The following is a 24,774-nucleotide window of genomic DNA, read 5'->3' as shown; positions in this document are numbered from 1 at the left end:
GAGCTGTCGCCTAGTCGATGGCCTAGTCCGGTTTCAAGGGGCGTCGACTGTGGCAGTCCTGGCAGCTAGCACATAGGTCGCGCTGTGGCAAGTGATCGGGTGAAAGACGGCGTGCCTCCCAAGACTGTCGGAGGGACGGCATAGCGTGTTCGCTATGACCGCAGACGGACCCTCCCACCGCCTACTTTGGCAGTGCTCCAACGGTGGCGGGATGACAACGGACAGCAGCTTCGGCGGCCTCCTTAAGCAGCTTCGGGTTCAGGCCTGCCTGAGTCAGCAACAGTTAGCCGATCAGCTTGGGACGACTCAGTCGGCTGTCGCCCGGCTTGAGGCTGGGAGTGCTCGCCCCTCGTTCGTGACTCTCGAAAAGCTGGCCGAGGCACTAGGAGAGGATCTTCTGGTGCGTGTCAGTGGTCGGGAGTCAGCATGAGTGAGATCGTCTACTTCGATAACAACGCTTCAACCAGGCTGGACGAGACTGTCCTGGAGGCGATGCTCCCGGCTCTGCGGCACGCCGGCAATGCGGCGAGCGGTCATGCTCCCGGAGACTGGGCTCGGAGCGCGGTCGAGACCGCTCGCGAGCAGGTTGCTGAGCTGTTAGCGGCGAACCGAAACGAGATCATCTTCACGAGCGGATCGACCGAAGCCAACAACCTCGCTATTAAGGGAGTGGCCTCGCAGGCAACGGACAGGACTGAGATCGTCAGCTGTGTCACCGAGCACCCGGCGGTGCTCGGTCCGCTTGAGAATTTGAAGAAGCAGGGGCATCCAGTCACGCTCGTGCGAGTAGGCGCCGATGGCCTCGTTGATCTCGCCGAGCTCGAGGATGCTGTCACCGAACGTACTTTGCTCGTGACCGTCATGGCAGTGAACAATGAGACTGGTGTTGTCGCTCCAATGGCCGAGGTTGTGCGCATCGCGCATGCGCAAGGCGCCCTCGTCCACACGGACGCCACCCAGGCCATGGCGTGGGGTGGGTTTGACACGACAGCGATCCCGGTCGACCTGTTGTCCCTCTCATCGCATAAGTTCCACGGCCCGCAAGGTTCTGGAGCACTCTTCGTCCGACGCCAGACTCAGGCTGCACTCAGACCCATCGCCGAAGGCGGCGGACATGAGCGAGGCCTTCGGAGTGGCACATTGAACACTGCCGGCATCGTTGGGCTGGGTGCAGCTGCCGAGCTTGCGAAGCGACATGGACTGGAGGCTGCGGAGACGGTCCGGAGCCGGCGAAATGTTCTGCACCAGCTGCTTCTTGAGGATCTCAGCGCCGTTGGATTAGCTCTGAACGGACACCTGACCGAGCGAGCCCCGGGAACTTTGAACGTAAGCGTTCCAGGGATGGAAGCTGATGCGGTCATCGCGGCGACGCCGAGTGTGGCGATGTCGACAGGCAGCGCGTGCAGTACCGGTGTCCCCGGCCCGTCGCACGTCCTCACGGCCATGGGTCTCTCAACGTTGCGAGCCGAAGGATCACTGCGGCTCAGTTTGTCCAGGTACACCACCGATGACGAGATTGAAGTAGGAGCAAGAGCAATTATCACTGGGGTTGGCCGTGTACTCGGCCGTACTAACTTGGTCGGTGCCCGATGAGCGGATTGATGCTCGCCAACGTCGCTGAACCGGCCTTTGCTCGCCACGAGACGTTCCACCCGCGGTTCGGCTGGCTCCGCAAAGCGGTGAGTCAAGCCGGTGACGGAACGGTGTTTGCGGATGCAGAGGCGACAGTCAAGCTCGGCGTCGGCAAGAACATGGTCAATGCGATTCGCTACTGGGGTCTCGCATACAAGGTCCTTGAGCAACGACCAAACCCGGCCAACTCGCGACTCGCGTTGGTCATGCCCTCCGCCTTCGGTGAGGCGCTACTAGGTGACGACGGATGGGACCCCTATCTGGAGGATCCCGCAAGCTTGTGGCTACTCCATTGGAAGCTGCTTGAATCTCGTTGCACTGCACCGACTTGGTGGGTTGCCTTCAACGACTTCACCGCACTTCAGTTCACTGAGGCCCAGCTCACGAGCCACATCATGCAGCTCACCGCTGCGGCTGGCTGGCCAACCGTTGTGGAGGCATCAGTCAAGAAGGATGTCGACTGCATGATTCGGACCTACACCGTCCGCCATCACGGTCGGCAAGCCATCGACGATGTACTGGACTGCCCCTTCCGCGAGCTCGGACTGATGGAGAGCGCCATCGGAGACGAGGGGCGCGCTTGGAGGTTTGTCGTTGGCGACAAGCTCACCTTGCCTGACGATCTCGTTGCGTATGCGGCTCTTGAGTTCGCCAAGGGAGCCAGCGAGGACGCCCGATCGATCAGCATCGCCCGCCTTGCGCATGATCCTGGCAGCCCCGGATCGGCGTTCCGTCTCACAGAAACAGGACTGTTTGATGCGCTGGGACGTTTCAGCGAAACGCATCCCGATCTAGCCGTGGCGGAGCCTGCCGGACTTCGACAACTGCTCTTCGAGAAAGATCCGGGAGCCATATCTGCAGACATCCTGAAGGCCTACTACTCGGCGAGTGCCACAGAGGAAGTTAAGTCAGCATGACAAGCAAGAGCTCGGTGTTGCGTACCGAACTAGACGTTCGTCAGCACTACCTGCGTGCCGCGCACATCGAACACCACGAAGGTCAGTCCGGCTACATCCCGACGGCCCGCGGCCTTGAGGTGCTTCACCGCATCACCCGGGCTATGACGAGCAACGACGCGGGCCGCGCCTGGTCATTGACAGGTCCCTACGGTGCGGGCAAGAGCAGCTTTGCCCTCTTCCTGCACGCTCTTCTTGGCCCGGCGAAGGATCCGACCCGTGTAGCGGCGGTTGCAACGCTGGCGGAGGCCGAACCGGCTCTGGCCGATCTGATGGAGGACGGACGCCGCGCCATTGGGGCCGATGGTTCCGGTTTCATCAGAGCAGCAGCGACAGCTCAGCGGGAACCGATTGTCGATACTGTCTTGCGCGCGCTCCAGGCCGGAGTTCGGTCCAAGTGGAAGACGCGGCCGCCGGCCGCCGTCAAAGCAGCACTAGCTGAAGCCGAGCAAGACCGTACGCCGCGGTCTATCCGACTGTTACTGGAAGGTCTGGCCGAGTACTCGCCTGTTCTTCTGGTGATCGACGAGTTCGGCAAGAATCTCGAACACTTTGCCGACGATCCCCACACGTCGGACTTGTTCGTCTTGCAGGAGCTCGCCGAGCGATCGACCGGTGATTCAGGCATCCCGGTCTTCGTGGTGACGTTGCAACACCTGGCCTTTGACGACTACGTGCGCGGAGCGAACGGTGCCCAGCGTCGCGAGTGGGGAAAGGTCCAGGGACGGTTCGAGGACATCCCCTTCATCGAAGGTGCCGAACAGTCGGCGCGATTGGTGGCGGGCGCTCTAACCTCTTCCAGCCCGACGCCCCGCTTCGTCAAATGGCGCAAGGCCTGGGCTGCGGAGCAGACCGCTGCTTGCGACGAGCTAGGGCTACTGCGCCTGATCCCGGGCGGTGGCGAAACCATCGCAAGCTGTTACCCGGTCCACCCGATCACGCTGCTCAGCCTGCCGGTCATGTGTTCCCGATTCGGCCAGCACGGACGAACGCTTTTCAGCTTCCTGACTGGACGCGAGCCTCACTCGGTCGTGGACTTCTTAGATGAGACTCCGGTACAGGCGGCGCTTGCTAGCGTCGGCGTCGACCAACTGTTCGACTTCTTTGTCAGCTCGGGTGGTGGTGCGAACGGGCAGCACGATGCGCGGCTGACGGAAATCAACGTGACCATCCGAGAGGCCACTGGTCTCACTGCTGATGAGCTTCGTCTCCTCAAAGTCGTAGGGGTGTTGAACCTCCTCTCTCAAGGTGGCCCGTTGCGGGCATCCGCTTCAGTCCTGCGGTTCGCGTTGGGCGCCTCTGGCACGACCAAACCCATGAATGTCGAGAAGACGCTCAAGTCGCTGGAGCAGCGAGGTCTGCTGACCTACCGTGCATTCGCGGATGAGTACCGGATTTGGCGAGGAAGCGATCTCGATCTTCCGATGATCGTCGGACAGGCGCGCGAGATGATCAGTTCGGCGTCGCCTGCAGCGCTGTTGGCTGCGGAGCATAAGATGCCGCCGGCCATCGCCGGTAGGCACAGCCAGCGTGTGGGGATGCTGCGGTACTTCGAGACGACGTTTGCCGACGCCTCCACCCGGTCGATCACTAGGCCGACGACGGGCGATGCGGCGGATGGGCTGGTTGTCTACTACATCGGTGCTCCGGAAGATGCCAAGCTTCTGACAGTCACCGACGGAGATAAGCCGGTGCTGGTGGCAACCACTGAGCACTATGCGTCCCTGACTGATGCGGTGTTCGAACTCGTGGCAGTGCAGCATGCAATCCGGCGGGATGACGTTCAGAACGACCACGTAGCGCGCCGAGAGCTTCAAGATCGGGCGGCTGACGCCCAGCGACGGCTTACGGATCGAGTCACGACCCATCTCCGCCCCAACGCAGCAGGGGTGCAGTTCAAGTTGCTCGGGTCTGATCTGCAACTGCCTGCTACCCGTGGCCTGTCGCCGCTTCTGTCAGTAATTTGTGATGATGTCTACTTCTCCAGCCCTGAGATCCGCAACGAGATGTTGGGTCGTCGACAGCTGACTTCCCAGGCCGCAAAGGCTCGTCGCGAGCTGCTTGAAGCGATGGTGACGCACGGGCAATCTGAGTGGCTTAATTTCTCAGGGTTCGGTCCCGAGAAGGCGATGTATGCCGCGCTCCTGCGCCATACCGAGATCCACGAGAACACGGACGACGGCTTCGTCTTCCAGCCGCCGCGTGCGAATCACGTGGGATTGCTAGCCGCGTGGCGTGCAGCTGAGGAGATCATTACGTCTGCCTCGGAAGTGCCCGTCACTCTGGACAAGATCTACACCGCGCTGATGGAGCCTCCGATCGGGCTCAAGGATGGACCGATCCCAGTTCTCATCACAGCTCTTCTGCTTCATCACGGCGAGGATGTAGCGATCTACCAGGAGGGCACCTACCAGCCCGCAATCACACCCGATCTGCTCGAGCGACTAGTGAAGAGTCCGGCCCGATTCTCGGTGAAGCACTTCGGCGTCGCGGGCGAACATCGGCGGGTCATCGAGGCTGTTGCGAGTGTGGTCGGGCAGGTTACAGGCCGAGAGATCGCAGCCACTGCTAATCGGTCGGGTGGCCGTCGGAACCTCGCGCTCCTGGCGGTTGCCGGCCCTCTCCTCAACTTCATGAGGCGGCTCCCTGAGTACACGCTGAAGACCAAGCGGCTCTCGACGGATACCGAAGCCGTGCGCGATGCGCTCCTCAATACACGTGAACCGGAAACGTTGCTCTTCGAGTCGTTGCCCGCAGCCTGCGGTCTCAAGCCATTCGTCGGCAGTCTGCGCAATCGCAAAGACGACATCGAACTGTATGAGAACCGGCTTGCGGCAGCACTCGATGAGCTCAAGGCCGCATACGATGAATTGCTCATCGAGTGCTGCGAGACCCTTGCGGCAGATCTACGCTTGAGCGAGGAGCTGAGTGCGCTTCGCGTCGAGTTCCGCGGGCAAGCCGCTTCGTTGACGCACAACCTGCTGGAACCTCGCTTGCGTTCTTTCGTCCTCCTCGCGGCACAGGCCGAATTGGACGACACGGCGTGGTTGGAAGCGATTGCTAACAATATCGCAACCAAGCCCGCCACGACTTGGCGCGATGATGACCTGGCCCGGTTCGAAGTAGAGACACGAGCTTTGGCCGGTGCGTATCGACGAGTGTTGTCACTCCAGTACGAGGCCCTGGCGGCTGAGCGTGCGGGGTTTGATGCGCACCGCGTCACGATGACTAACCCAGATGGTAGCGAGCACAGCACCGTGGTTTGGGTCGACCACACGACGAAGAGTCGGGTCGAGCAAGTGGTTCAAGAAGCCCAATCCAAAGTTGAGAAGTTCCTCGGTGCACGCGGCGGCGAGGCGCTGCTCGCACTTCTGGCCGATAGCGTCCTTGGGCAGCACGACGAGGCTGCCGAAGGCGATCATGCTGATTCCCTTGAGCGCAAGGATGTGGGATATGTCTGAGACAGCTAGCAATTCGACCATTGATGCCCCCGAGCCGGCGGTTCGGCATGTAATGGGTATCTCGGGCGGTAAGGACAGTTCGGCGCTCGCGATCTACATGCGCAACCGGGTTCCAGAGATGGAGTATTTCTTCTGCGACACCGGTAGCGAGCTTCCTGAGACGTATGAGTACCTTGACCGCCTAGAAACGGCACTTGGGAAGCCGATCGCGAGGTTGAACAACGATCGAGACTTCGATCACTGGCTGTGGGTATACCAGGGCGCCCTACCGAGTCCGCAGATGCGCTGGTGCACGAAGACTCTGAAGATCAAGCCGCTCGAGGAGTGGATTGGTGATGCCGAGACTCTCAGCTACGTTGCGATTCGCGCAGACGAGCACCGCGATGGGTATATCTCGCACAAGCCGAACATCCACGCGGTCTACCCGTTCAAGGAGGATGGCATCGACAAAGAGGGCGTGATGCGCATTCTCGACGAGGCGGGTGTCGGCCTACCGAAGTACTACGACTGGCGGACGCGTTCAGGATGCTACTTCTGCTTCTTCCAGCGCAAGGCTGAGTGGGTCGGGCTGGCAGATAGGCATCCAGATCTCTTCGAGAAGGCCGTCGCCTACGAGGACAAGGTGAACTACGAAGCGCAGGCCATGGAGGGCCGTCAGTACACTTGGACGGCTAAAGAAACGCTTCGCGAACTGATCGGTCGGCGCGAAGAGATCATGGAGAAGCACAGAGAGTCAATGGAGAAGGCGGCCTCGCGGCGGAAGAACCTTCCGCTGATCGACGTGCTAGGAGACGCCCTAGACGACGATGACGACACTGCTGCCTGCATGGTCTGCACCCTCTAGCCGAATGACGGGACCCGCCGACCCCATGACCGATGCCCTCTCCCGCCTCGTCCAGCGCCACCGGGACGAGCCGAGTCCGGTGTTATCCACAGACTGGGCCTTTCTCCGCCTCCTCGATCAGTCCGGTATGAGTATGCTCAGTGATGACTTGAGCACCGCTGGTAGTCCTTGGGAGGTTTACGAGGCGACCGAGCGGTTGTGGGAGATGCTGCCAGATAAGCCTGGTCTCTATATGTTCGTCTGGCGTCCGTGGTTTCGGTTCGACGTTGTCGAGCCGAGCCCGGACGCCGGTCAGCCAAAACCAGATAGTGTGTCGCAGATTTTGTACATTGGCCAGGCGGGGGCGTCTGTCGGGCAAGAGGGCAATAGCACTCTGAAACAGAGGTACAAAAGCTATCGTCGTCATATTCGAGCGGATCCGAGAGTGCTGTGGACACCCGAACGGCCGATGACGCGACCGCAGCTCTCTCGCTACCTGGCGCTTCGGCCTCTTGAATATTGGTTCACTGTCATAGAGGACCGCAGTGAAATTAAGAGTCTTGAATCGAGGCTCTTAGCTGTCTTTAACCCGCCAATGAACAAGAATGAACGACCGAAGATCAGGGCGCAGTATAAAGATCCTGTTCCCGCTTTCACCAAATAGGCACCTGCTAGCAAAGGATTGATCATGCCGTCGAAAACGTTTGTTCCGGCATTTAAGGCGCATGTCGGAGACTGGGAATATTATCTGTGCCTCATGAGCTACGCCCAGGTCGGCCGCGAGATCAACTTTGCATACGAGCTCGGCGGCAATAAAGACCTGGGGACGATGATTCAGCGCGGCATCGGAGATCGAACCGAACAGATCACGCAGTATCTGCTCACTAACGAGCACCGCTTCCTTGGGTCGCTGGTTGTTGCTGCATGGGGTGGCCATCCTGAATATATCCCGCTTGAGATGGACGACACGGCGGAGCAGGGAATGCTCTCTGGTGTCGATCGCGAGTTCGGGGTCCTTACCTTTGATGGAACGCATCAGTTCTTCGCTCTGGATGGACAGCATCGGTTGAGAGCTATCAAGGACGCGATCAAGAAAAACCCCGACCTGGGTAGTGAAGATATCGGTGTCATCGTGGTGCCGCACTTCAATAATGAGAAGGGCCGCGTGGCGACGCGACGTCTCTTCACGAACATCAACCGAAATGCAGTAAAGACTAGCCAGCAAGAGAACATTGCACTGGATGAGGATGACGGCTACGCAATCCTGACGCGTCGCTTTGTTGACGAACATCCTTTTGTTGGTCAGGAAGGCGTCGTTCAGGTATTCAGTAAGCGTGGGACCGAGGGTGAGCTGAAGCTTGCTACCCGGCAGGTGCCTGTCGGCGGCTCTGCCTGGACGACGATCGGCGTGCTGTACGACATTCTGAGGACACTTGGCTACGACCTCGATGGCACGATGCAGAAGCTGACGCAGCGTGCGACAGATGATGTTTTGGATAGCAGCTACGAGATCCTTACGAAGCGTCTGGATAGTCTGCTCGCCGCGACCGGTAACCTTCAGGTTCGCTATAACGGCGCGGCCAGCCCGAAGGAGCTTCGCGCTCCCAAGGGGCATGAGGGTGACGGGCATCCGTTCATGCGGCCTGTGGTCCAAATCCAGGTTGCCCGGGTCGTCGCGCACGTCATTCAGCAAGGCCTGCTCACCTGGGACGAGGCGCTGGAGCGCCTCGGCGCGCTGGATTGGCGCCTAGCGGCAGCCCCCTTCTTGTCAGTCTGGACCGAAACCCCAGAGGGCCGCAGCAAAGGCAAGATGGCGACAGGCAAGGATAACGCCACTACCCTGCACAACCTTCTGGTCGCTCATCTCGCGCCGACGAGCCGGGCTGAGATCGACCGCGCGGTGAAGGGGTATAGGGCGCTGAAGGGTAAGCCATATCCCTTCAAGGTTGATGACCTTGCTGGTCGGATCACGCAACCGCATCCGGTTTCTCCGCCGGTCATGAGTGATGCGACGTCCGCGGAGGATGTCCAGCCGGAGCCGGACCCTGACGACCCGGACTTGATTGCAGACGTCGAGCCAGGTGACGCAGAAGATGAGTAAACGGGATTTTATAAGCCTGACGTCGTGCTTGCCTACCAGCCTCAAGAGCCCCGCGAAGGCTGGTAGGCGGCATCTCTGTGGTCGCCGATGCTGAGCGCAGCATGCTCACATGCCGTTAAAGGACTACTGCCCGGCAAACAGCCGCCGTCACTATCGGACGGCCGAGGCCTGACACGAGAGAAGCTGTCCAAGTCAGAGCTTGCTCCGATCGGCGATGACAGCAGTCAAGACCGCGGCCTGTGTCTAGCCGGCGGCCGCGGGGTGGGTGCCCCTTAGAACTCCTTCGACTGTTGCTCTAGTCCCGGTGCCCGTGACCTTCGGAAGCGTTAGCGGAGCCTTACCGGTGCGTGTCAGGAGCCCACGCGCCCACATCGCGTCGCTGAAGGGGGTAGAGAGCCAGACGGCTCGAACCTGCAGTTCACCCTTCGTGAAGATGTCGCGAACGATCTGACCATCGTCAAACTGCGCTTCGTCATGGGTCCATCCGTACTCCGAGGCCCAGTCGAGGACATCGGGACGCCGGTCTACGTGGGCTGCTGGCATAGCTCACTCCTGGTGACGAATGTGATGCGTCATCTGATGATGCATCAGGCTCTTCATAGCATGAGTTGCCCAACGAGGGATAGCAAGGCGTGCTGCCTACCGCGCGGGAGGACAGTTCTGATCCAGCTCTTGACGCGGATCATTCTAAAAGATAATTTTAGATCAAGATTTTTCTTTCGATTCTAAGTGGGGTGGCGGTCATGGCGGCGGCAGTCGAGGCTGAGCAGGAGTGGGAGTACAAGTACAAGAGTTGGGAAGCGCTGAAGAAGGCCGTTGACGCAGGTGGCGGCGTCCTGCGAGTGATGATGTGGGACCTTCGCTTCCTCGAGGATGCCGGACGCCTTGGCGTGCATGTCCGCGCCAGCATCAGCCGGAAGTTGCTGGGACTGGGGCTCGCCCACCTGGCTGAGGATTTGCCCTCGTATCAAGAGCAGTCGGTCGTCCTCTACAGGCTGGGTACGCCGGCCGCCGCCGTTATCGATGCGATCAGTGGAGACGGTACGGAAGAGGCTGAGGCTGCGCTGAGACGACTGAACACCTCGCGTGACTCGGAGAAGCTGCAGGCCGTAACGGAGAAGTTCGCCGAGCTGAGAGAGATCCTTGAAAGCTGACAGACGTAGTGGCTACAGCTCCTCACGATCCAGGATGCGTGGAATAGCAGCAACAGCTTTCCGTGGAGCCCGACCGCATCCTGGATCACGGGGAACCGGCCTATAGGCGGCGCATCACGGCCGACCGTGCGAATCTCGCATCCTCACTCCGGCTCGCTGTAGTGCCTTATGAATGGTCGAGTGATCCCGTCCGAGTCGGTTGCCGACCTCCACAAGCGAAGATCCGCTGTTGTAGAGCATCGTCGCTCGTCTGAGCTCTGCCTCGGTCATGCGGGGGTACCGGACCTTGACACCTGCCTCACGGAGGATCTTGATGACGCTTCTCTTGCTCAAGCAGAAGAGTGTGCCGATCGACTCCGACGATCCGCCAGCCTCGTACTCACCTACGATCCGGGCCATCGTCTCGCTATCGAGCCGTTCGTCCAGCTTGTGCACGCGCGGAGGCTCTGCGGGATCGATGGGCCTTCCGGCTTCTATGTCAAGTGCGACGGATTGAGCGAGCTTCTGAAGCTTGTCTAACAGGGGTGGGGCATGGTTCGAGTAACGGGACATAACCTCCACAAACAGCAGGCCGGTCACCAAGGTGACCGGCCTTTTGTGTTGCCACCCGAGGTTCGAACTGGTCGACCTCTACAACCCGATCCGCGCCCTCGAGGAGCGCGTTGCCGGAGCCGAACAACCCCCGCTACGCCTCCACAGGACTGAGCGCCGAAGTCGGCGTACAGACCAGCAATTCTCGGACCTCAGACGCCGTGCACCGGCCAGGCCCGCCATTCAACCAAGGCCGTCGGTAGCTGTGCCGCGTTGGCCATATCGGGTGCTACTCCACGCAGATGGGGCGAGGGCTACGCGGTGCCTTCCGGCCAGTTCTTCCATTCGAAGCCTGCGGGGCGCTCGCCGGCCGTCTGTATGAACTCCCGGACTGCTTGCCGGACCTGGTCGATGGTGACCTCGGAGTCTTGGGGCCAGCCCTGGTCGTGGCCTTGGTAGTAGTAGAAGACTTCCTCGCGCCGGCTGGGTTGTCCGGGGACGTACCAGCTGCCTTCGGTGGTGCCGTCGTCGCCGGCGTAGCGGATGCCACCTACTTTGGCTTCGGCGAAGATCGCTATCCGCATCTCGTGGTCGGGCACGCCGGATTCCATCAGGGTGCGAGCGGTGCTGTAGAGGGTGATGACCGAGTTCTCGAAGGGTTCAGCCAGTACGGCGTCGATCAGGGCATCGACGTCTGCCGGAGTGTCGATGAGGGTTGGTCCCTCGCCGTTCTTGTAGAACGCTCGCACGGTGTTCGCCATCGTCAGTCGTCCGTTCTCACTTGGATTTGGGGTAAGTCCGCTTGAAGCCGGCAGGTCCGAAGACCGTCAAGGTACCGCCTTGGGGGAGGAACCTGTCCAGCAACGTGTCGCATCCGAAGTCGCCGTCGCACGGGATCTTGTTGACCACGATCGTCTCGTGCATCAGGCCGCGTTCGCGCATGAAGAGGGCGAACTTCGCCTCCACATGCGAGGCGACCATTGGGTCGGCGTCCTGGCGGCCGATCCGATGTTGTCGCATGAAATCGACAACTTGCTGATAGTAAGGGTCGTCGGCCTGGCCGTCGCTGCCCAGCCGGCCGCTGGTGAGGGGATGTTCCTTGCCGTCGGCATCCTTCCAGATACCGCGCGTCTTTGGCCGTGAGACGGGAGACGTCACTCGGTTGGGTAACTTGCCGAACAGTCGCCATCCCTCTTCATCGCTGGGCACCGCGGTCTCGCGGGGCTTCTTTGCTTCCGGTTCCGCTGGTCGGTCTTTGCGACGCTCCGCGAGTGGAGTGTCTCCGCCGGAGACGGCCAGTCTCCTGGCGGCCGACCCTCCGCCCGGTTCCGCCGTGTGCACCCCGCTCACCATCTGCTCGACCCAACTGCGAGCTCTGAGAGGAGCCTGGGAGAGATAATGTGCCGCCTCTTCGCAACGTCGGGCGGCCTCCTCCAACTGCGCCGCGGCCATGCGGGCATTGGGGTTGTTGCTCATGCTGCCGACCCACCCAGCGGACTCGCGGCACTTAATGGCGCGATCGTGCAGGTAGCCGACCACACGAGGGACTTCGTCGAAGGTAGCGAGTAACTGCTGGGCGACCCGTTGCAGCTCCGAAGTCACGTTTGGCGCCTGAATCGACTAGATCTGGTCGGCATAGCTGCGACAGCCGGCCTCAGCGATCTGGAGTGCCTGGACGGCCTGCTCAACCGACCTACCCGCCGCCTCGAGCACGGTCGCGATGTCGCGGTCCGCGCCAGTCGCCGATCCGCGGATCAGGGCCTGCACCTGCACACTCGATTGCTCGAAGCGTTGCTTGAACCCAGCCAGGCTGGCAGCGCCCTGACGGGACTGGTCGGCCAGGCCGTGGAGCTGCATCTTCATCTGTTCGACTTGGGACATATCTGCCTCACTTCCCGAAAATGATCGGTGAACAAGCCACGCGCCGTCCCTCGTCAGGCGCATGCGACGAGGGACGGCGGGGCTCTCCAAGGTCTCCGTCCTGAGCCTTGGAGTTGGAACGGCCGGCGCGGAGCGGCCTCGCCCTCCACGCCGCGCCAGCCGGCTAATAGGTCCCTGTCTGAGCCGTCAAGATTTCAGGGCCTCGGAACTCAGACAGGGACATGACTCGGGCGCCGGTTGCCCGTTCGAAGGTGTCCTTGACGTCGTGTGTCATCGCGAGCGCCGCGAAGTGCAGACGGCTTGGAATGACCACCGTGGTCAATTCGTAGCGATTGACTGCGTCGATCAGGGCCCCGAATGCCGCCGGGGTTGTCTCGGTCTCCTCGACGTAGACCGTGCCAGCGCGAAGCCCTCCACCCTGGCGAATTGCTCCATCTGCTCTCTGATGTCGGCCAGCTCGCCGTCGGTCATGAGTAAGTGCTTGAGGATGTAGCCGAGAGGCAGAGGTCGGGTGTAGTCCACGTTCCCTAACCTCCCTGTTCCGCAATCGCACAACGATGTCGTCTACCAGGTCCCGAAGCTCCCCTCTCCGATAGCCTGATGTGGTGGCGGTCAAGCGCGGGCACTCGCAGACCCACCAGGCGATCGGCGGCGATGCCGCGTCGCTCGGTCGTGACGAGCAGGGGAGAGTTAACGGGCGACTGCCGGTTCTGAAGGACTGGGCCGAACCGTGTGCTCCTGTCCGGAATCACAGCTTCCGGCTTCGCTCGCTGGAATCTCATACCAACAAGTCAACGGGTGATCCGGACGTCAGACCATGAAAGAACACCTGCAACTTGTCTGCATCTTTCCTGCAGGATCGAAGGCAACTGAATGACCGCCCGTGAGGAGATCTGGACTCCAGCAACAGTCCAAGTGCTCCAGAACGCCTATCGGTCGGTCTTCCCGCTGATGACAGACGAAGAGTTCGCCCAAGATGTCTTGCGGATCGCCCCGCGCACCCTCTACAACTGGCGCAGCCGCCCCGAGACGAAGCTGAGGAGCGTCGTGCAACGGGAGCTGAGCCGGGCTCTCATTGCCGCGCCGCCCGAGGTCGTTGAGCGCTTCCGTGCTATGCAGTACCCGACTGATGGCCGGTCAGGGTCGGTGACGCTGGCCGCCAATGCCGGCCAAAATCCAACCGTCTATCCAGCTGCACTTGAGGGCGCGATTTCGGTACTGGGAAGCCTTGCTGATCCGGCTGCCGAACACATGACCTATCGTCCGGGCGATCTCGCCGCCACGGTGCTCGATTGGCTCACGTCGTCTACAGGGCAGGCGATGGCAGGTGCCGATGGCAGCCGGGTAACGGCGGGGAATGTGGTTCAGATCCGGACCATGATCTCGGCTATCGACACCATCGAACGCACAGTCGGTGGCGCAGAATGCCGGGCCACCGCGCGGCGCTACCTGCACGCTGTCGCCCTGCCGATGCTGCACCGAGAGGTTGAGAGCCATGCACGTACTGACCTGTTCTCGGCAGTCGCTGAGCTGTGTGAGGTGGTCGGCTGGATGTACTACGACGCTGGTCGGCATGGCGTCGGCCAGTCGTACTTCACTCAGGCGCTGCGACTAACGCGGGAGGTTGGCGACGATGCGCTGTCGGCGTATCTGATGACCAGCATCGCCCACCAGGCGCTACACCTGGGGGAGTCCGCCGAAGCTCTACGGGTGGCAAAGATCGGCCGCAACGTCGCTGAATACGCGAATAGCCCCCACGTCTTGGTTGAGGCGGATCTCCTGGTCGCGCGATCACATGCGGCACTGGGTCAGGCCGGAGACGCAACGGCAGCCTTGCAGCGAGCAGAGCATTCGTATGAGCGCAGTGAAGCAGGTGGCGCACGTGCCTGGGAACCGCAGTGGGACGAGATCATGTTCGCCAGCCACGCTGGAACCTGCTGGAACGACCTGGGTAACACCAAGGAAGCTAGGAGGCATCTCAGTCAGGTTTGGGAAGGGTCGGGAGGCCGGCCCAGGCGCAGGATCTACAGCGCAGCCGAACTCGGGATAGCGGCCACCCGCGAAGGCGAGCTGGAACTGGCATGTCACTACGGGACGGAAATAGTCGCGCTGACTGACAACGTTGACTCCAGCCGTGCGCATCGCCACCTCGAACGCCTGTCCGTGAAGCTCAAGCCGTTTCTGAATACGCGGGTTGTTCGAGACTTCTTTGACCAATGCGGGCTCAACTCAGAAGGTGCAGGTAGATGAACCACCCCTCCCGCGAAGCCGACCTAGCAGCCGATGGTGAGCCCGAGAAGGAGTTCAACCCCGGGATCGCCGGGCGACTACCCAAGAAGACAACGGCGGCAGGCGCCCTCGTCCGCAACAGCGAGGGCCTGATCCTCTTTTTGGAGGCGGTCTACAAGCCGACGCTTGAGATCCCCGGCGGCGTCACTGAGTTCAATGAATCGCCTCTGGATGCCGTCCGGCGAGAGACTCGAGAAGAGATCGGCATTGACATCGAGATCGGCTCACCGCTCGTTGTGGACTGGATTCCAGCGTCGGGCCCTTGGTGTGACGGGATCATGTTCATCTTCGACGGGGGAGTGCTGACCGACGAGCAGATCGCTCAGATCACCCTCGATGCGACCGAGGTTCGCCGCTTCAAGTTCATGACGCTCGATGAAGCGAGTCCACGCATGCGACCGTCGATGGTCCGGCGGTTGGCCCGGGCGCAGCAGGGGCTTGAGCAGGGTGCTCCGATCTACTCAGAATTTGGCCGACAACCGGAGCCCAGGACGGCCGGGACGGTTTCAGCCAAGAGGAGCGACTCCGTTGGTGAGTGAGTCCGGTGGCGACAGATGCGCGAGTTCCACGAGACCTAGAGTTGGCGCTCCGCGACCTCCTGACGCCACTGACGGCAGACCCGGCCGAGGCGCGACAGCGAATCCTCGATGAGGAAGTGCGTGAGGTCGCCCAGGCTGCACGCAGCGGAGACCTGGTCGAGATTGCGCACTGGTCGATCTCTACGACCGGATCCGCGCCCTCGAGGAGCGCGTGGCGATAGCTGAACACCAACCGCCCACGTCGCCGCAGGTCTGAGTGGCAGCTACGGCTTCAGGTAGGTGTTGACCTTGGGGAGTACTTCGGACAGCGGGCGGTGCATGTCCAGTTGGAGGTAGTTGTCCGGGGGGCGTTGGACGCGCTGTGTCGCGTCGCGGAAGAACGCCTCGCCGTCGACCAGTTCGTCGCCGAGGTCCGTCGGCGGATGGTTCACGCCGCGTCGATGGCTTCTCAGGCTTGGTCGTTGGCGGAGTCGGTCGTCGATGACCTTTAGATCGTGGATCTGGCACTCGATGTATCTGTAGGTCGCGTTGTGCTGGCTGGCGATTTTCATGCCTTCGGTCACGATCCTGGGCCAGAAGCATGGGCTGTCCATGATGACGGGATGGCCTTGAGTCAGTATGTGACGTGCTTGGGCGTACATCACTTCGTACGCCGCCTTGGTGCTGCTGGCCAGGTCGAAGCCGGCGTCGAGGACGGCCGATTTGATGACGTCGTAGTCGACGGCAACCGCGCCGAACGTCTTGACGACGTGCGCCGCGACAGTTGACTTCCCGGCGCCGGGGACCCCCGACATCTGAAGCAGGAACATCCCGTCCCAACCCTTCATCGGCCGCGCTTCGAAGCAACCGCCATCGACTACTGTCGGATCATGCCCAACGCTAGTGAACAAAGGGCCCGAGCTGGTCGCGAGGGGGTCACCTTCAGTCCCGACCGGCATCGGTTCCACACCGCCTCGATCATCTGTCGGCCGCGTACCGGAGTGCAGCGCTTGGCCGTCGGTGCGGATCTACTTCCCGGGTGGGTGGCGTGACGCCGGCGCGAGGGGGGATCTATGACGAGATCTGGCGCGTGGCCGAGGCATTGGTTGCGAAGGCGGAGGTTCGGTCCAGGCTCCATCGGATCGACAAGGTCGGCCTTGACAAGCTCTACAGCCTCCGCGCGGGATCGATAAAGAACGGCGACTACGACAAGGCGATCTCGGTGAGCTTGGAGATCGTCAGGCGCGAGATCGCGGCTGCGCGGAAGGAAGGGCTGGCCAAGGAGCACGCGAAGGTTGTCCTTGCCCTGGTGTTGTTGCTGCGACTGGTTGCGCGCGCGAAGAAGGGTGCGGACGGTGCGGCGCGCTCCATGGCGGCAGGCCTGGTTGTTGGGATCTCCCCTCGCCCCGAGTGGCTCAAGAAGTACGTGGAGAACGCTCCGAAGAAACCACGCGAGGCCGTGCTCGTGGCGCTCACGGGTATGTCCCTGGCGGACTGGAATGCCTTTGTTGTACGGGTGGTCGAGGCTACGGCGGGCCGGATGACCCCTGGGTCAGTGGTCGGTGGGGCCGAGCCAGGAGCGGTCGATCTGGATGTCGCCGCTCGACTGTCCCGGCTTGCAGCCCGTGAAAAGACGAAATCCGTCGACCTGCCCAAATACGATTTGTCGGACCGCAACGTGCGGATCTCGCGAGTGACGGTGAGCGGTTTCAGGGGCTCGTCCGGGACAGTCACCCTCGATCTGAGGAAGAATGACAAACCGGCAGATGTACTTCTCTGGGGTGACAACGGCGTCGGCAAGTCAACACTGATCGACGGCATCGAGTTCGCCCTCCAGCATCGCGTCGATCGTTCGACGGACTTCAACAGCAGCCTCCGAAGCTCCGTCCGCAATCTTTCGGTACCAGCGGCGCACGCTGACGTGGAGCTGAGCGACGGCTCGGTGATCGAGCGGTCGCTGGTCACCAACAAAGCCGGTCGCGATGAGCCGTCGTCGCTCGACGTCCGTCCGGGCTTCCGCATCGCCCCGGTGGTGATTCGGCGGGCAGACATCCTGCGCTTCCTGGACACCGACGCGCTGAACCGCGGGACGGTGTTCTTCGACTACTTCCCTGACCCGTTGGGCACCTTGGGCGTCCGGCCGGATGAAGAGCTCCGCGGCCTGGAGGAAGAGCGGTTCCTCCTCCGGGTGGCGAAGGACGACCTCGCTGCCCAGCTGACGGACATCTACCCGGACGCCGGCGTCGACTTCACGGACAGCACCAAGTTGGAGACCTTCGTCGGCAAGTTGCTCGCCTCGCTCGACACGAGCGAATACGAGCAGCCCATTGACGCGCTGCCTGCCGACGCACGCCAGATCATCACCGAACTGCGCAGTGCCCAGCAACGCTCGTCGGCAATTCGGAAGAAGCTGGCCGGGGGCGTGCAAACCCTGAACCCGATCGCCTACCGCTCCCAGCTCACCCGGATCGTTCCGATCCTTCTCACCGTTACCGGAAACCTCACCGACAGCTTCAAGCGCATTACCCGCGCCAGCCATGTCACGGCGATCCGGGTGTTGGTGGCGAAATCTGGCCCGGTCAGCCTTGACGTCGTGGTCGAGTTCGACAACGGCAAGTCGGCGCTGCCGCAGCAGGCATTCAGTGAGGGGTACAAGGACCTGATCGCGCTGCTCTTCTTCCTGACCGTCACCAAGAAGGCTGCCGAGTTCGGGCAAGCGAAGATTCTGGTGCTGGACGACGCCCTCCAGAGCGTGGACGCCACCATCCGGGTCGGCGTCATGGACTTCATCCTCAACGAGTTCAAGGACTGGCAGCTCATCGTGACCGGCCATGACCGCGCCTGGCTGGCGCAGTTGCGTAGCTTGTTCCAGCGCCGTGGTCGAAGCTTCGCCGAACGCAACATCACCGGCTGGTCCTTCGCGGGCGGCATCGAGGTGGGGGGAGTCAGCCAGACTCGAGCCGCGTCACTGCGTGAAGCCGTTCATCGCGTGGACGAACGGATGGCTGCAGCGGGTACCGGGCTTCTGCTCGAGGAGATCTCCGCGGAACTCAGTTGGCGTCTGATGGCCGGCGTCACGCGTCGCGAAGGCGACCGCTACACACTTGGCGACCTCTGGCCTGGCGTAGCCAAGGCGCTGAAGTCCACAACCCTGAAGGCCACAGTCGACGAGATCAGTCTTCGAGTCGAGATTCGTAATCTGCTCGGCGCCCACTACAACGAGTGGGCGGACGGAATAGCGTGGAGCGACGTTCGTCAGCTTGCCGAGGATGTGCTCGCGGTCTATGACGCGACGTACTGCGCGGTGTGCGCCAACTGGGTGAGAAAGCAAGGTTCACGGATCGCCTGCACGTGCGGAACACTGGATCTCAGCTGACGGCACGTACTGGACTCTTCCTTTCCTGGTGGTACGGGGTTCGGGCGCGGCCATACTGGGTCGGTGAATCTTGAGGGTGTGCAGGTGCTTCATCGGACCGGGCAGTGGTGTGCTGGGGTCCGGACTGGTGACAATGTCGTGGCTTATGACGTGCCGATTCTGCCGGAGTGGCAGGCGGTGGGGCGGCCGGTGGTGGATCGGGTGTTCGTCATTCCACCGGCGACAGTACAGAAACTGGCGGAGCTGCCGCCCTTTGAGAAGGGGGAGCAGTGGTGAAGCCTCGGATCTTCGGTACCAGTTTCGCGGATGTCTATCCGTTGTACGTCGCCAAGGCGGAGCGGAAACAGCGGACGAAGGCGGAGGTCGACGAGATCATCCGCTGGCTGACCGGGTACAACCAGAAGCAGTTCAATGCGCAGTTGGACAAGCAGGTGGACATGGAGACGTTCTTCGCGGAGGCGCCGGAGCCGAACCCGTCGCGCGTACTGGTCAAGGGTGTCGTCTGCGGGGTTCGGGTGGAGGAGATCGAGGATCCGGTGATGCGGGAGATTCGCTACCTGGACAAGCTCGTCGACGAATTGGCGCGTGGCAAGGCTATGGAGAAGATTCTCCGCGGAGGCTGAAGGGTGCTGGCTTCGCTGTGACAGTGGGGTGACAGCGGGGGGAGCGGGTGGTGTCAGGGGGTGTTGTCAGGGTCGTGGTGTGACTCGACGACAGGAGCTTCCGATGTATGACGTGGTGATCGTGGGTGCGGGGCCGGTTGGGCTGTTTCTTGCTTGTGAGGTGGGGCTGGCGGGGTGTTCCGTGCTGGTGCTCGAGCGGGAGGCGGAAGAGGTGTCGCCTTGGCGGGCGATGCCGTTGGGGATGCGGGGGTTGTCGGCGGCCTCCGTTGAGGCGTTCTACCGGCGGGGGATGTTGCAGGAGTTGCTGGCGGCGTCCGGGCGTTCGAAGGATCTCGAGGTAGACGAGCCGCTGGCGCCTCAGCGGGTTGGGCATTTCGCCGGGATGATGCTCGATGAGAGCAAGGTCAACCTCGAAGCGCTGCCTTACCGGTTGCCGACGCCGGCGCCGGGTGGCGCGATGACCAGCCTCGAGGCGGTCGAAGGGGTGCTGGCCGAGCGGGCGGCCAAGCTGGGGGTTGAGATCAGGTATGGCGTGACGGTGGATGAGCTCACGCAGTACGAGGACAAAGTGGTCGTCGGACAGGAGTACGAGGCGCGGTGGGTGGTCGGGTGTGATGGCGGGCGGAGTGCGGTGCGGGGTTTGGCGGGCTTCGAGTTCGCTGGTACGGAGCCGCAGTTCACTGGCTATGTCATGGATGCCACGGTCGCCGATCCTGACAAGCTCAAGCCTTGGTTCAATCCGACGCCGACAGGGATGTACGTCCGGATGCCGATCGAGGGGCATCTCGGGATGATGGACTTCGACGGTGGTGCGTTCGATCGCTCGCAACGCCTCACCCGCGAACACCTCCAGGAAGTACTGCGGCGTGTCTCGGGTACCGACGTGACGTTGAGCGAGGTCCGCCGCGCGTCGAGTTTCACCGATCGGGCGATGCAGGCGACGACGTACCGGCAAGGGCGCGTGCTGCTGGCCGGCGACGCCGCGCACATCCACTCGCCGCTGGGCGGCCAGGGGCTCAATCTCGGCATCGGCGACGCGATGAACCTGGGCTGGAAGCTCGCGGCGACGGTCAAGAACCAAGCACGGGACGCCGGGCGGCGGGAGCAGCCGGGGGACCCCGGTCTGCTCGACAGCTATGCGGCTGAGCGCCAGCCGATCGCGGCGCGGGTGCTCGACTGGTCCCGCGCGCAGGTGGCGACGATGGCGCCGGGATCGGAGGCGCTGCAGGGGTTGATACGCGATCTGCTCGAGACCCGCGACGGTACGACGTACGCGTTCGAAAGGTTGTCGGGGGCATCGATCCGGTACGACCTCGGCAGCGAGCATCCGCTGGTCGGCCGGGTCGCGCCGGAGTTCCGGCTCGAGGACGGCCGCCGGCTCGCCGACCTGATGCGCGACGGCGAAGGCGTTCTCCTCGACTTCAGTCGGCGCCTGCGCAACAAGGCGACGGCGTGGGAGGGAAGGATCCGGTACTCCGCGCAGCCCGCCCGCAACGACCTCGGACTGGCCGCCGCGCTCGTCCGGCCGGACGGCGTCGTCGCCTGGGCGGCAACCACCAACGACAGCGAAGGCTTCGAGCAGGCCGCGACGCGTTGGTTCGGTGACCGCGCATGACGATCACCCTGCGGCCGGGCAGCACCGTGATGTTCACCGGCGACTCGATCACCGACAGCTTCCGGTTCGAAAGCGAGGAGGCACTCGGGTACGGCTACCCGCTACGCGTCGCCGGCGAGTGGGGCTACCGCCATCCCGACCGGCCGATCACCTGGCTCAACACCGGCTATCGCGGCGACAAGGTGATGGACCTCGAAGCCCGCTGGCAAACCGACGTATTGGACGCGCGGCCGGACGTCGTCTCGATCCTTGTCGGCGGCAACGACATGGGCTGGCACACTCTCGATCCGGACGGCCGCGTGATCCCCGCCAGTGAGTACAAAGCCGGGTATGACCGCCTGCTCGCTCCACTGGCCGAGGCCGGCGTCGACCTGATCCTGATCGAGCCGTTCCTGCTCCCGATCAGCACGGCCATCGAACACGACGGCCTGCTCCTCGACGACGCGGTCCGCAAGGAGTGGCGAGCCGACCTCGACCCGAAGATCCACGCCGTCCACGAGCTGGCCCACAAGTACGGCACCCACCTACTCACCGCCGACAAAATGTTCGCCGACCTCACCCAGACGACCGCCCCCGAACACTGGTCCGAAGACGGCGTCCACCCGACCCCAGCCGGCCACGCAGCCCTGGCCGGAGCCTGGCTGAACCTCGTCACCTGACCGACGCCGGCTCAATCAGCTGATATCAGAGGCGAGATCAGGTTGCGCCAGTCTGTTTCTGCGCCTTCGCTTGTCACCTCGGCGAATCGTTGTTCGCCGAGGTGACGTCGGGCGTCGTGCTCGATCCTGGCCGCGTCCAGCTGCGAGAGGCTCGCCAGTCCGCGGACTTCGGTACTTGCCGCCAGCAACCGGGCCGCCTGGTCGTACTCGCCGAGTCGGGCGAACAGGTCCGCGAAGCCGACGAGCAGCGGGCCGACCAGGAAGGCGAATCCCAGTTCGGACGCCGCCTGCCAGGCAGCGATCCGGTGACGGCGGGACTCCTGGAGATCGTCGGCCAGGTAGCCGCGCAGGTCGTGGATCTGGGCCCGAACGCTAGCCTGCTTCGCGGCGTCGCCCAGGAGGGTGGCCGCGAGGTCCAGCTGACGGCGGGCCTCCACCATGTCGCCGGCCAGGCGTGCGAGCCCTGCCTTGGCGAGCGCCAGGGCGACCAGGGCGTACGGCCAGGTGACGCCCTCGGCAAGCCGCTCGGCCTCGGCGATGGCGGCAGCACTGGCGTCGCGATCGCCGATGACCCAGTACAGCATGGCCTGCTGGGTCCGCGTCTCGACGACGTCCTCGACGGCGCCGAGTTCGGTGAGGACGGTGATGGCTTCCTCGTAGTACTCGCAGGCGCCGTCGAACTCGCCGCGGGTGGCGAGCTGGACCGCCAGTTCGCCCAGCGCCAGATAGATCCCGAACCGGTCGCCAAGCGTCCGGAACTCCGCGAGCGCCCGCACCACCTGAGCCTCCGCCTCCGGGCCGCCCTGGCCGAGAAGGGTTCGCATCTTGCCGACCTGCCAGCGGGCCAAAGCGCCCACCCACGGGTCGTCGCTGTCCAGCTGATCCTCGAAGGCGGACAAGGCTTCCTCAGGTGCCTCGAGCAGACGTTCCATCGGGATCACCAGGCCGAGCATCGGGTGGTTGCTGCCGCTGAGCTGGCTGAACCGGTACGCCTTGCGGATCCATTCCTCGCCCAGGTGCTCATCGCCCTGCCCAGACGTCACGTACAACACCACCAGTCCGTAGACCAGGGCGCGGACGTCATCCGGCACCTCGCCGGGGAGCTCGACGGCCGCGAGTGCCAGTTCAAGCCCTTCGGTACGACGTCCGCCCAGCCACCAGTACCAGCCGGTGGCCGCCGCGAGCTGCATCGCCGTCCGCGCGTCACCGGCCGCGATCGCTCCCCGCAGCGCGGCGCTGAGGTTGTCGTGGTCCGCCCTGAGCAGCGCGAGCCATTCCAGTTGCTCAGCCCGACGCAGATGCGGCTCCGCGATCTCGGCGAACTCCGTGAAGTACGCGAGGTGCGCCTGCCGGGTCTGGTCGGCTTCACCGGCCTCCGCAAGCCGATCCGCGGCGTACTCCTTGATCGTGGTGAGCATCCGGTAGCGCGGAGTACCGTCGCCCGCGGTGACCAGCAGCGACTTCTCAGCCAGCGAGGTGAGCAACTCCAGCACCTGATCCGGCTCGACGGCGTCACCGAGGCAGATGCGCTCGGCCGCCTCCAGGCTCGCTCCACCAGAGAACACCGAGAGCTTGCGCAGTACCGTCCGCTCGGCGTCGGTGAGCAGCTCCCAGCTCCAGTCGACCACCGCCCGCAACGTCTTGTGGCGTGGCAACGCGGTACGGCTCCCGCTGGTCAGCAGCCGGAACCGGTCGTCGAGCCGGTTGGCGAGCTGCTCGATGCTCATGGTGCGCAACCGGGCGGCGGCCAGCTCGATCGCCAGCGGCATCCCGTCCAGTGCCAGGCAGATCCGCACCATCAGCGCCCGGGTGTGGTCGTCGGTACCAAGAGCCTTCCGTACTGCGCCCGCCCGGTCCCGCAGCAACCGCAGCGCCGGCGAGCCGTCGTCGACGAGACTGCCGGTCGGGAGGGCCAGCGGCTCGACCTGCCACAGCGCCTCGCCGGTGATCCCGAGCGGCTCCCGGCTGGTCGCCAGGATCCGCAGTCGCCGGCATTCGCCGAGCACTCGTTCGGCCAGCTTCGCCACCGACTCGATCACGTGCTCGCAGTTGTCCAGGATCAGCAGCATCTCCCGGTCGTTGATCGCGGCGATCAACCCCTCGGTGGGGTCCGACGGCGAGGGACCGAGCAGCGCGTCGCGGAGACCGAGGCCAGCCAGCGCCGTCTGCGCCACGTCGCTTCCAGCGCCGATCGGGGCGAACTCGATCAGCCAGATCCCGTCCGCCATCCCGCCGAGCACCGTCCGCGCGGTCTCCGTCGCCAGCCTGGTCTTGCCCGAACCACCTGGCCCGATCAGTGTGGTCAGCCGATGCTCAGCGATCAGCTCGCGGACCGCGGCGACATCGGCGTCCCGGCCGACGAAACTCGTCAGCTCGGCCCGCACGTTGGTCTTGCGGGTCTCCTCCCGCTGGCCCAGCTCACCGCGCAACAGCGCGACATGCAGGGCCGCCAACTCCGGCGAGGGGTCGACGCCCAGGGCACCGGCCAAGGCTTGGCGCGTTCGCTCGTACAAGACCAGCGCCTCGCTGTCGCGACCGGTTGCCACCAGGGCACGCATCAGCGCCGCGACCAGCCGTTCCCGCAGCGGATGCGCAGCCACCGCGTCGGTCAGCTCCGGGAGCACCTCCGCGCCCTGGCCGAGGCTGACCTCTCCCTCGAACCGGTCCTCCATCGCGGTCAGCCGCAGCGCCTCGAGGCGGGTCGCCGCCGCATTGAATGCCGCACTCTCGGGCAGACCGACATCCTGCAACGCCGCCCCACGCCACAAGGCAAGGGCCTCGCGCAACAGTCGTACCTGGCGTGGACCCTTCTCGGTGCGGGCCTGCCCGACGAGGCGTTCGAACCGCAGCGCATCGACAACCTCGGGCTCCACCGTCAACCGGTAGCCGCCCGGCTGCCCCTCGACCGACCCCTCCGGCAACGCCTTCCGCAACCGCGAAACCAAACGCTGCAAGGCATTCGCTGCCTCGGCCGGCGGCTGCTCACCCCAGATCCAGTCGACCAGCGTCGCCTTCGGCACGGTACGACCCGCCTCCAGCGCCAGCGCGATCAGCAACCCCCGCAGGCGGGCACCCGGTACGTCGGCCAGGCGCCCATCGCCCGCCCGAACCTCGAATGACCCCAGTATCCCGATCTGCACCCGACAGATCTTGCC

At 63.3% G+C, this 24,774-nt stretch carries 22 protein-coding genes; 15 read left to right on the top strand and 7 right to left on the bottom strand.

Annotated elements, in window-relative coordinates; all coding sequences use genetic code 11:
• Positions 1 to 154 precede the first annotated feature (154 nt).
• The 8 genes from ACIA12_RS14155 (at position 155) to ACIA12_RS14120 (ending at position 10,127) form a co-directional block, all read left to right on the top strand.
• Positions 155 to 430: a helix-turn-helix domain-containing protein gene (locus ACIA12_RS14155; protein WP_396367380.1), complete on the top strand. Its 276-nt coding sequence runs from the start codon at positions 155 to 157 to the stop codon at positions 428 to 430.
• Positions 427 to 1,593 (top strand): cysteine desulfurase family protein, encoded by a 1,167-nt coding sequence (locus tag ACIA12_RS14150; RefSeq protein WP_396367379.1) that lies wholly within the window; start codon positions 427 to 429, stop codon positions 1,591 to 1,593. The genes ACIA12_RS14155 and ACIA12_RS14150 overlap by 4 nt, the downstream gene beginning before the upstream one ends.
• Complete coding sequence (locus ACIA12_RS14145; protein WP_396367378.1) at positions 1,590 to 2,549, top strand: DUF4007 family protein; 960 nt, start codon at positions 1,590 to 1,592, stop codon at positions 2,547 to 2,549. The genes ACIA12_RS14150 and ACIA12_RS14145 overlap by 4 nt, the downstream gene beginning before the upstream one ends.
• Positions 2,546 to 6,049 (top strand): hypothetical protein, encoded by a 3,504-nt coding sequence (locus tag ACIA12_RS14140; protein WP_396367377.1) that lies wholly within the window; start codon positions 2,546 to 2,548, stop codon positions 6,047 to 6,049. The genes ACIA12_RS14145 and ACIA12_RS14140 overlap by 4 nt, the downstream gene beginning before the upstream one ends.
• Positions 6,042 to 6,893, top strand: a complete 852-nt coding sequence (locus tag ACIA12_RS14135; RefSeq protein WP_396367376.1) for a phosphoadenosine phosphosulfate reductase family protein — start codon at positions 6,042 to 6,044, stop codon at positions 6,891 to 6,893. The genes ACIA12_RS14140 and ACIA12_RS14135 overlap by 8 nt, the downstream gene beginning before the upstream one ends.
• Positions 6,894 to 6,918: 25 nt before the next feature.
• Positions 6,919 to 7,536, top strand: a complete 618-nt coding sequence (locus ACIA12_RS14130; protein ID WP_396367375.1) for a hypothetical protein — start codon at positions 6,919 to 6,921, stop codon at positions 7,534 to 7,536.
• A 24-nt stretch (positions 7,537 to 7,560) separates the two neighbouring features.
• Entirely contained in the window at positions 7,561 to 8,973 is a 1,413-nt protein-coding gene (locus tag ACIA12_RS14125; RefSeq protein WP_396367374.1) for a DNA sulfur modification protein DndB, read from the top strand.
• Between the two features lie 743 nt (positions 8,974 to 9,716).
• Positions 9,717 to 10,127, top strand: a complete 411-nt coding sequence (locus ACIA12_RS14120) for a hypothetical protein (protein WP_396367373.1) — start codon at positions 9,717 to 9,719, stop codon at positions 10,125 to 10,127.
• 114 nt (positions 10,128 to 10,241) lie between these two features.
• Here the strand turns inward: ACIA12_RS14120 and ACIA12_RS14115 are convergent, their stop codons facing one another.
• The 4 genes from ACIA12_RS14115 to ACIA12_RS14100 all read right to left on the bottom strand — a co-directional run bounded on the left by ACIA12_RS14115 (position 10,242) and on the right by ACIA12_RS14100 (position 12,539).
• Positions 10,242 to 10,706, bottom strand: a complete 465-nt coding sequence (locus ACIA12_RS14115; protein ID WP_396367372.1) for a helix-turn-helix domain-containing protein — start codon at positions 10,704 to 10,706, stop codon at positions 10,242 to 10,244.
• A gap of 266 nt (positions 10,707 to 10,972) precedes the next feature.
• Positions 10,973 to 11,419, bottom strand: coding sequence for an Imm1 family immunity protein (locus tag ACIA12_RS14110; protein ID WP_396367371.1), 447 nt, complete (start codon positions 11,417 to 11,419; stop codon positions 10,973 to 10,975).
• Between the two features lie 16 nt (positions 11,420 to 11,435).
• Positions 11,436 to 12,260 carry a DddA-like double-stranded DNA deaminase toxin gene (locus tag ACIA12_RS14105; protein ID WP_396367370.1) on the bottom strand — a complete coding sequence of 275 codons (825 nt, stop codon included), beginning with the start codon at positions 12,258 to 12,260 and terminating at the stop codon, positions 11,436 to 11,438.
• A gap of 18 nt (positions 12,261 to 12,278) precedes the next feature.
• On the bottom strand, positions 12,279 to 12,539 hold the full coding sequence (locus tag ACIA12_RS14100) for a hypothetical protein (RefSeq protein ID WP_396367369.1): 261 nt from the start codon (positions 12,537 to 12,539) through the stop codon (positions 12,279 to 12,281).
• Positions 12,540 to 13,412: 873 nt separating this feature from the next.
• Here ACIA12_RS14100 and ACIA12_RS14095 point away from each other — a divergent pair.
• Both ACIA12_RS14095 and ACIA12_RS14090 read left to right on the top strand, forming a co-directional pair.
• Positions 13,413 to 14,789, top strand: coding sequence for a hypothetical protein (locus tag ACIA12_RS14095; protein ID WP_396367368.1), 1,377 nt, complete (start codon positions 13,413 to 13,415; stop codon positions 14,787 to 14,789).
• Positions 14,786 to 15,367, top strand: a complete 582-nt coding sequence (locus ACIA12_RS14090; protein ID WP_396367367.1) for an NUDIX domain-containing protein — start codon at positions 14,786 to 14,788, stop codon at positions 15,365 to 15,367. The genes ACIA12_RS14095 and ACIA12_RS14090 overlap by 4 nt, the downstream gene beginning before the upstream one ends.
• Before the next feature lie 35 nt (positions 15,368 to 15,402).
• Here the strand turns inward: ACIA12_RS14090 and ACIA12_RS14085 are convergent, their stop codons facing one another.
• Together ACIA12_RS14085 and ACIA12_RS14080 are read right to left on the bottom strand one after the other, a co-directional pair.
• Positions 15,403 to 15,537: a hypothetical protein gene (locus ACIA12_RS14085; protein ID WP_396367366.1), complete on the bottom strand. Its 135-nt coding sequence runs from the start codon at positions 15,535 to 15,537 to the stop codon at positions 15,403 to 15,405.
• Positions 15,538 to 15,630: 93 nt separating this feature from the next.
• On the bottom strand, positions 15,631 to 16,176 hold the full coding sequence (locus tag ACIA12_RS14080) for an AAA family ATPase (protein ID WP_396367365.1): 546 nt from the start codon (positions 16,174 to 16,176) through the stop codon (positions 15,631 to 15,633).
• Positions 16,177 to 16,385: 209 nt separating this feature from the next.
• On the opposite strand from ACIA12_RS14080, the gene ACIA12_RS14075 reads away from it, so the two are divergent.
• From ACIA12_RS14075 to ACIA12_RS14055, 5 genes are all read left to right on the top strand, one after another.
• Positions 16,386 to 18,722 (top strand): hypothetical protein, encoded by a 2,337-nt coding sequence (locus ACIA12_RS14075; protein WP_396367364.1) that lies wholly within the window; start codon positions 16,386 to 16,388, stop codon positions 18,720 to 18,722.
• Positions 18,723 to 18,860: 138 nt separating this feature from the next.
• Positions 18,861 to 18,998: a hypothetical protein gene (locus ACIA12_RS14070; RefSeq protein ID WP_396367363.1), complete on the top strand. Its 138-nt coding sequence runs from the start codon at positions 18,861 to 18,863 to the stop codon at positions 18,996 to 18,998.
• Positions 18,995 to 19,345 carry a DUF2200 domain-containing protein gene (locus ACIA12_RS14065; protein ID WP_396367361.1) on the top strand — a complete coding sequence of 117 codons (351 nt, stop codon included), beginning with the start codon at positions 18,995 to 18,997 and terminating at the stop codon, positions 19,343 to 19,345. The genes ACIA12_RS14070 and ACIA12_RS14065 overlap by 4 nt, the downstream gene beginning before the upstream one ends.
• A 103-nt stretch (positions 19,346 to 19,448) precedes the next feature.
• Positions 19,449 to 20,960, top strand: coding sequence for an FAD-dependent oxidoreductase (locus tag ACIA12_RS14060; protein ID WP_396367359.1), 1,512 nt, complete (start codon positions 19,449 to 19,451; stop codon positions 20,958 to 20,960).
• On the top strand, positions 20,957 to 21,619 hold the full coding sequence (locus tag ACIA12_RS14055) for an SGNH/GDSL hydrolase family protein (protein WP_396367358.1): 663 nt from the start codon (positions 20,957 to 20,959) through the stop codon (positions 21,617 to 21,619). The genes ACIA12_RS14060 and ACIA12_RS14055 overlap by 4 nt, the downstream gene beginning before the upstream one ends.
• 11 nt (positions 21,620 to 21,630) lie before the next feature.
• Here the strand turns inward: ACIA12_RS14055 and ACIA12_RS14050 are convergent, their stop codons facing one another.
• Positions 21,631 to 24,759 carry a BTAD domain-containing putative transcriptional regulator gene (locus tag ACIA12_RS14050; RefSeq protein ID WP_396367357.1) on the bottom strand — a complete coding sequence of 1,043 codons (3,129 nt, stop codon included), beginning with the start codon at positions 24,757 to 24,759 and terminating at the stop codon, positions 21,631 to 21,633.
• Between the last annotated feature and the right edge of the window lie 15 nt (positions 24,760 to 24,774).

It is taken from the genome of Kribbella sp. NPDC051620, assembly GCF_044453825.1.
GTDB lineage: Bacteria > Actinomycetota > Actinomycetes > Propionibacteriales > Kribbellaceae > Kribbella.
The sequence above is the reverse complement of the archived record's forward strand: the minus strand, read 5'-3'. Positions and strand labels throughout refer to the sequence as shown.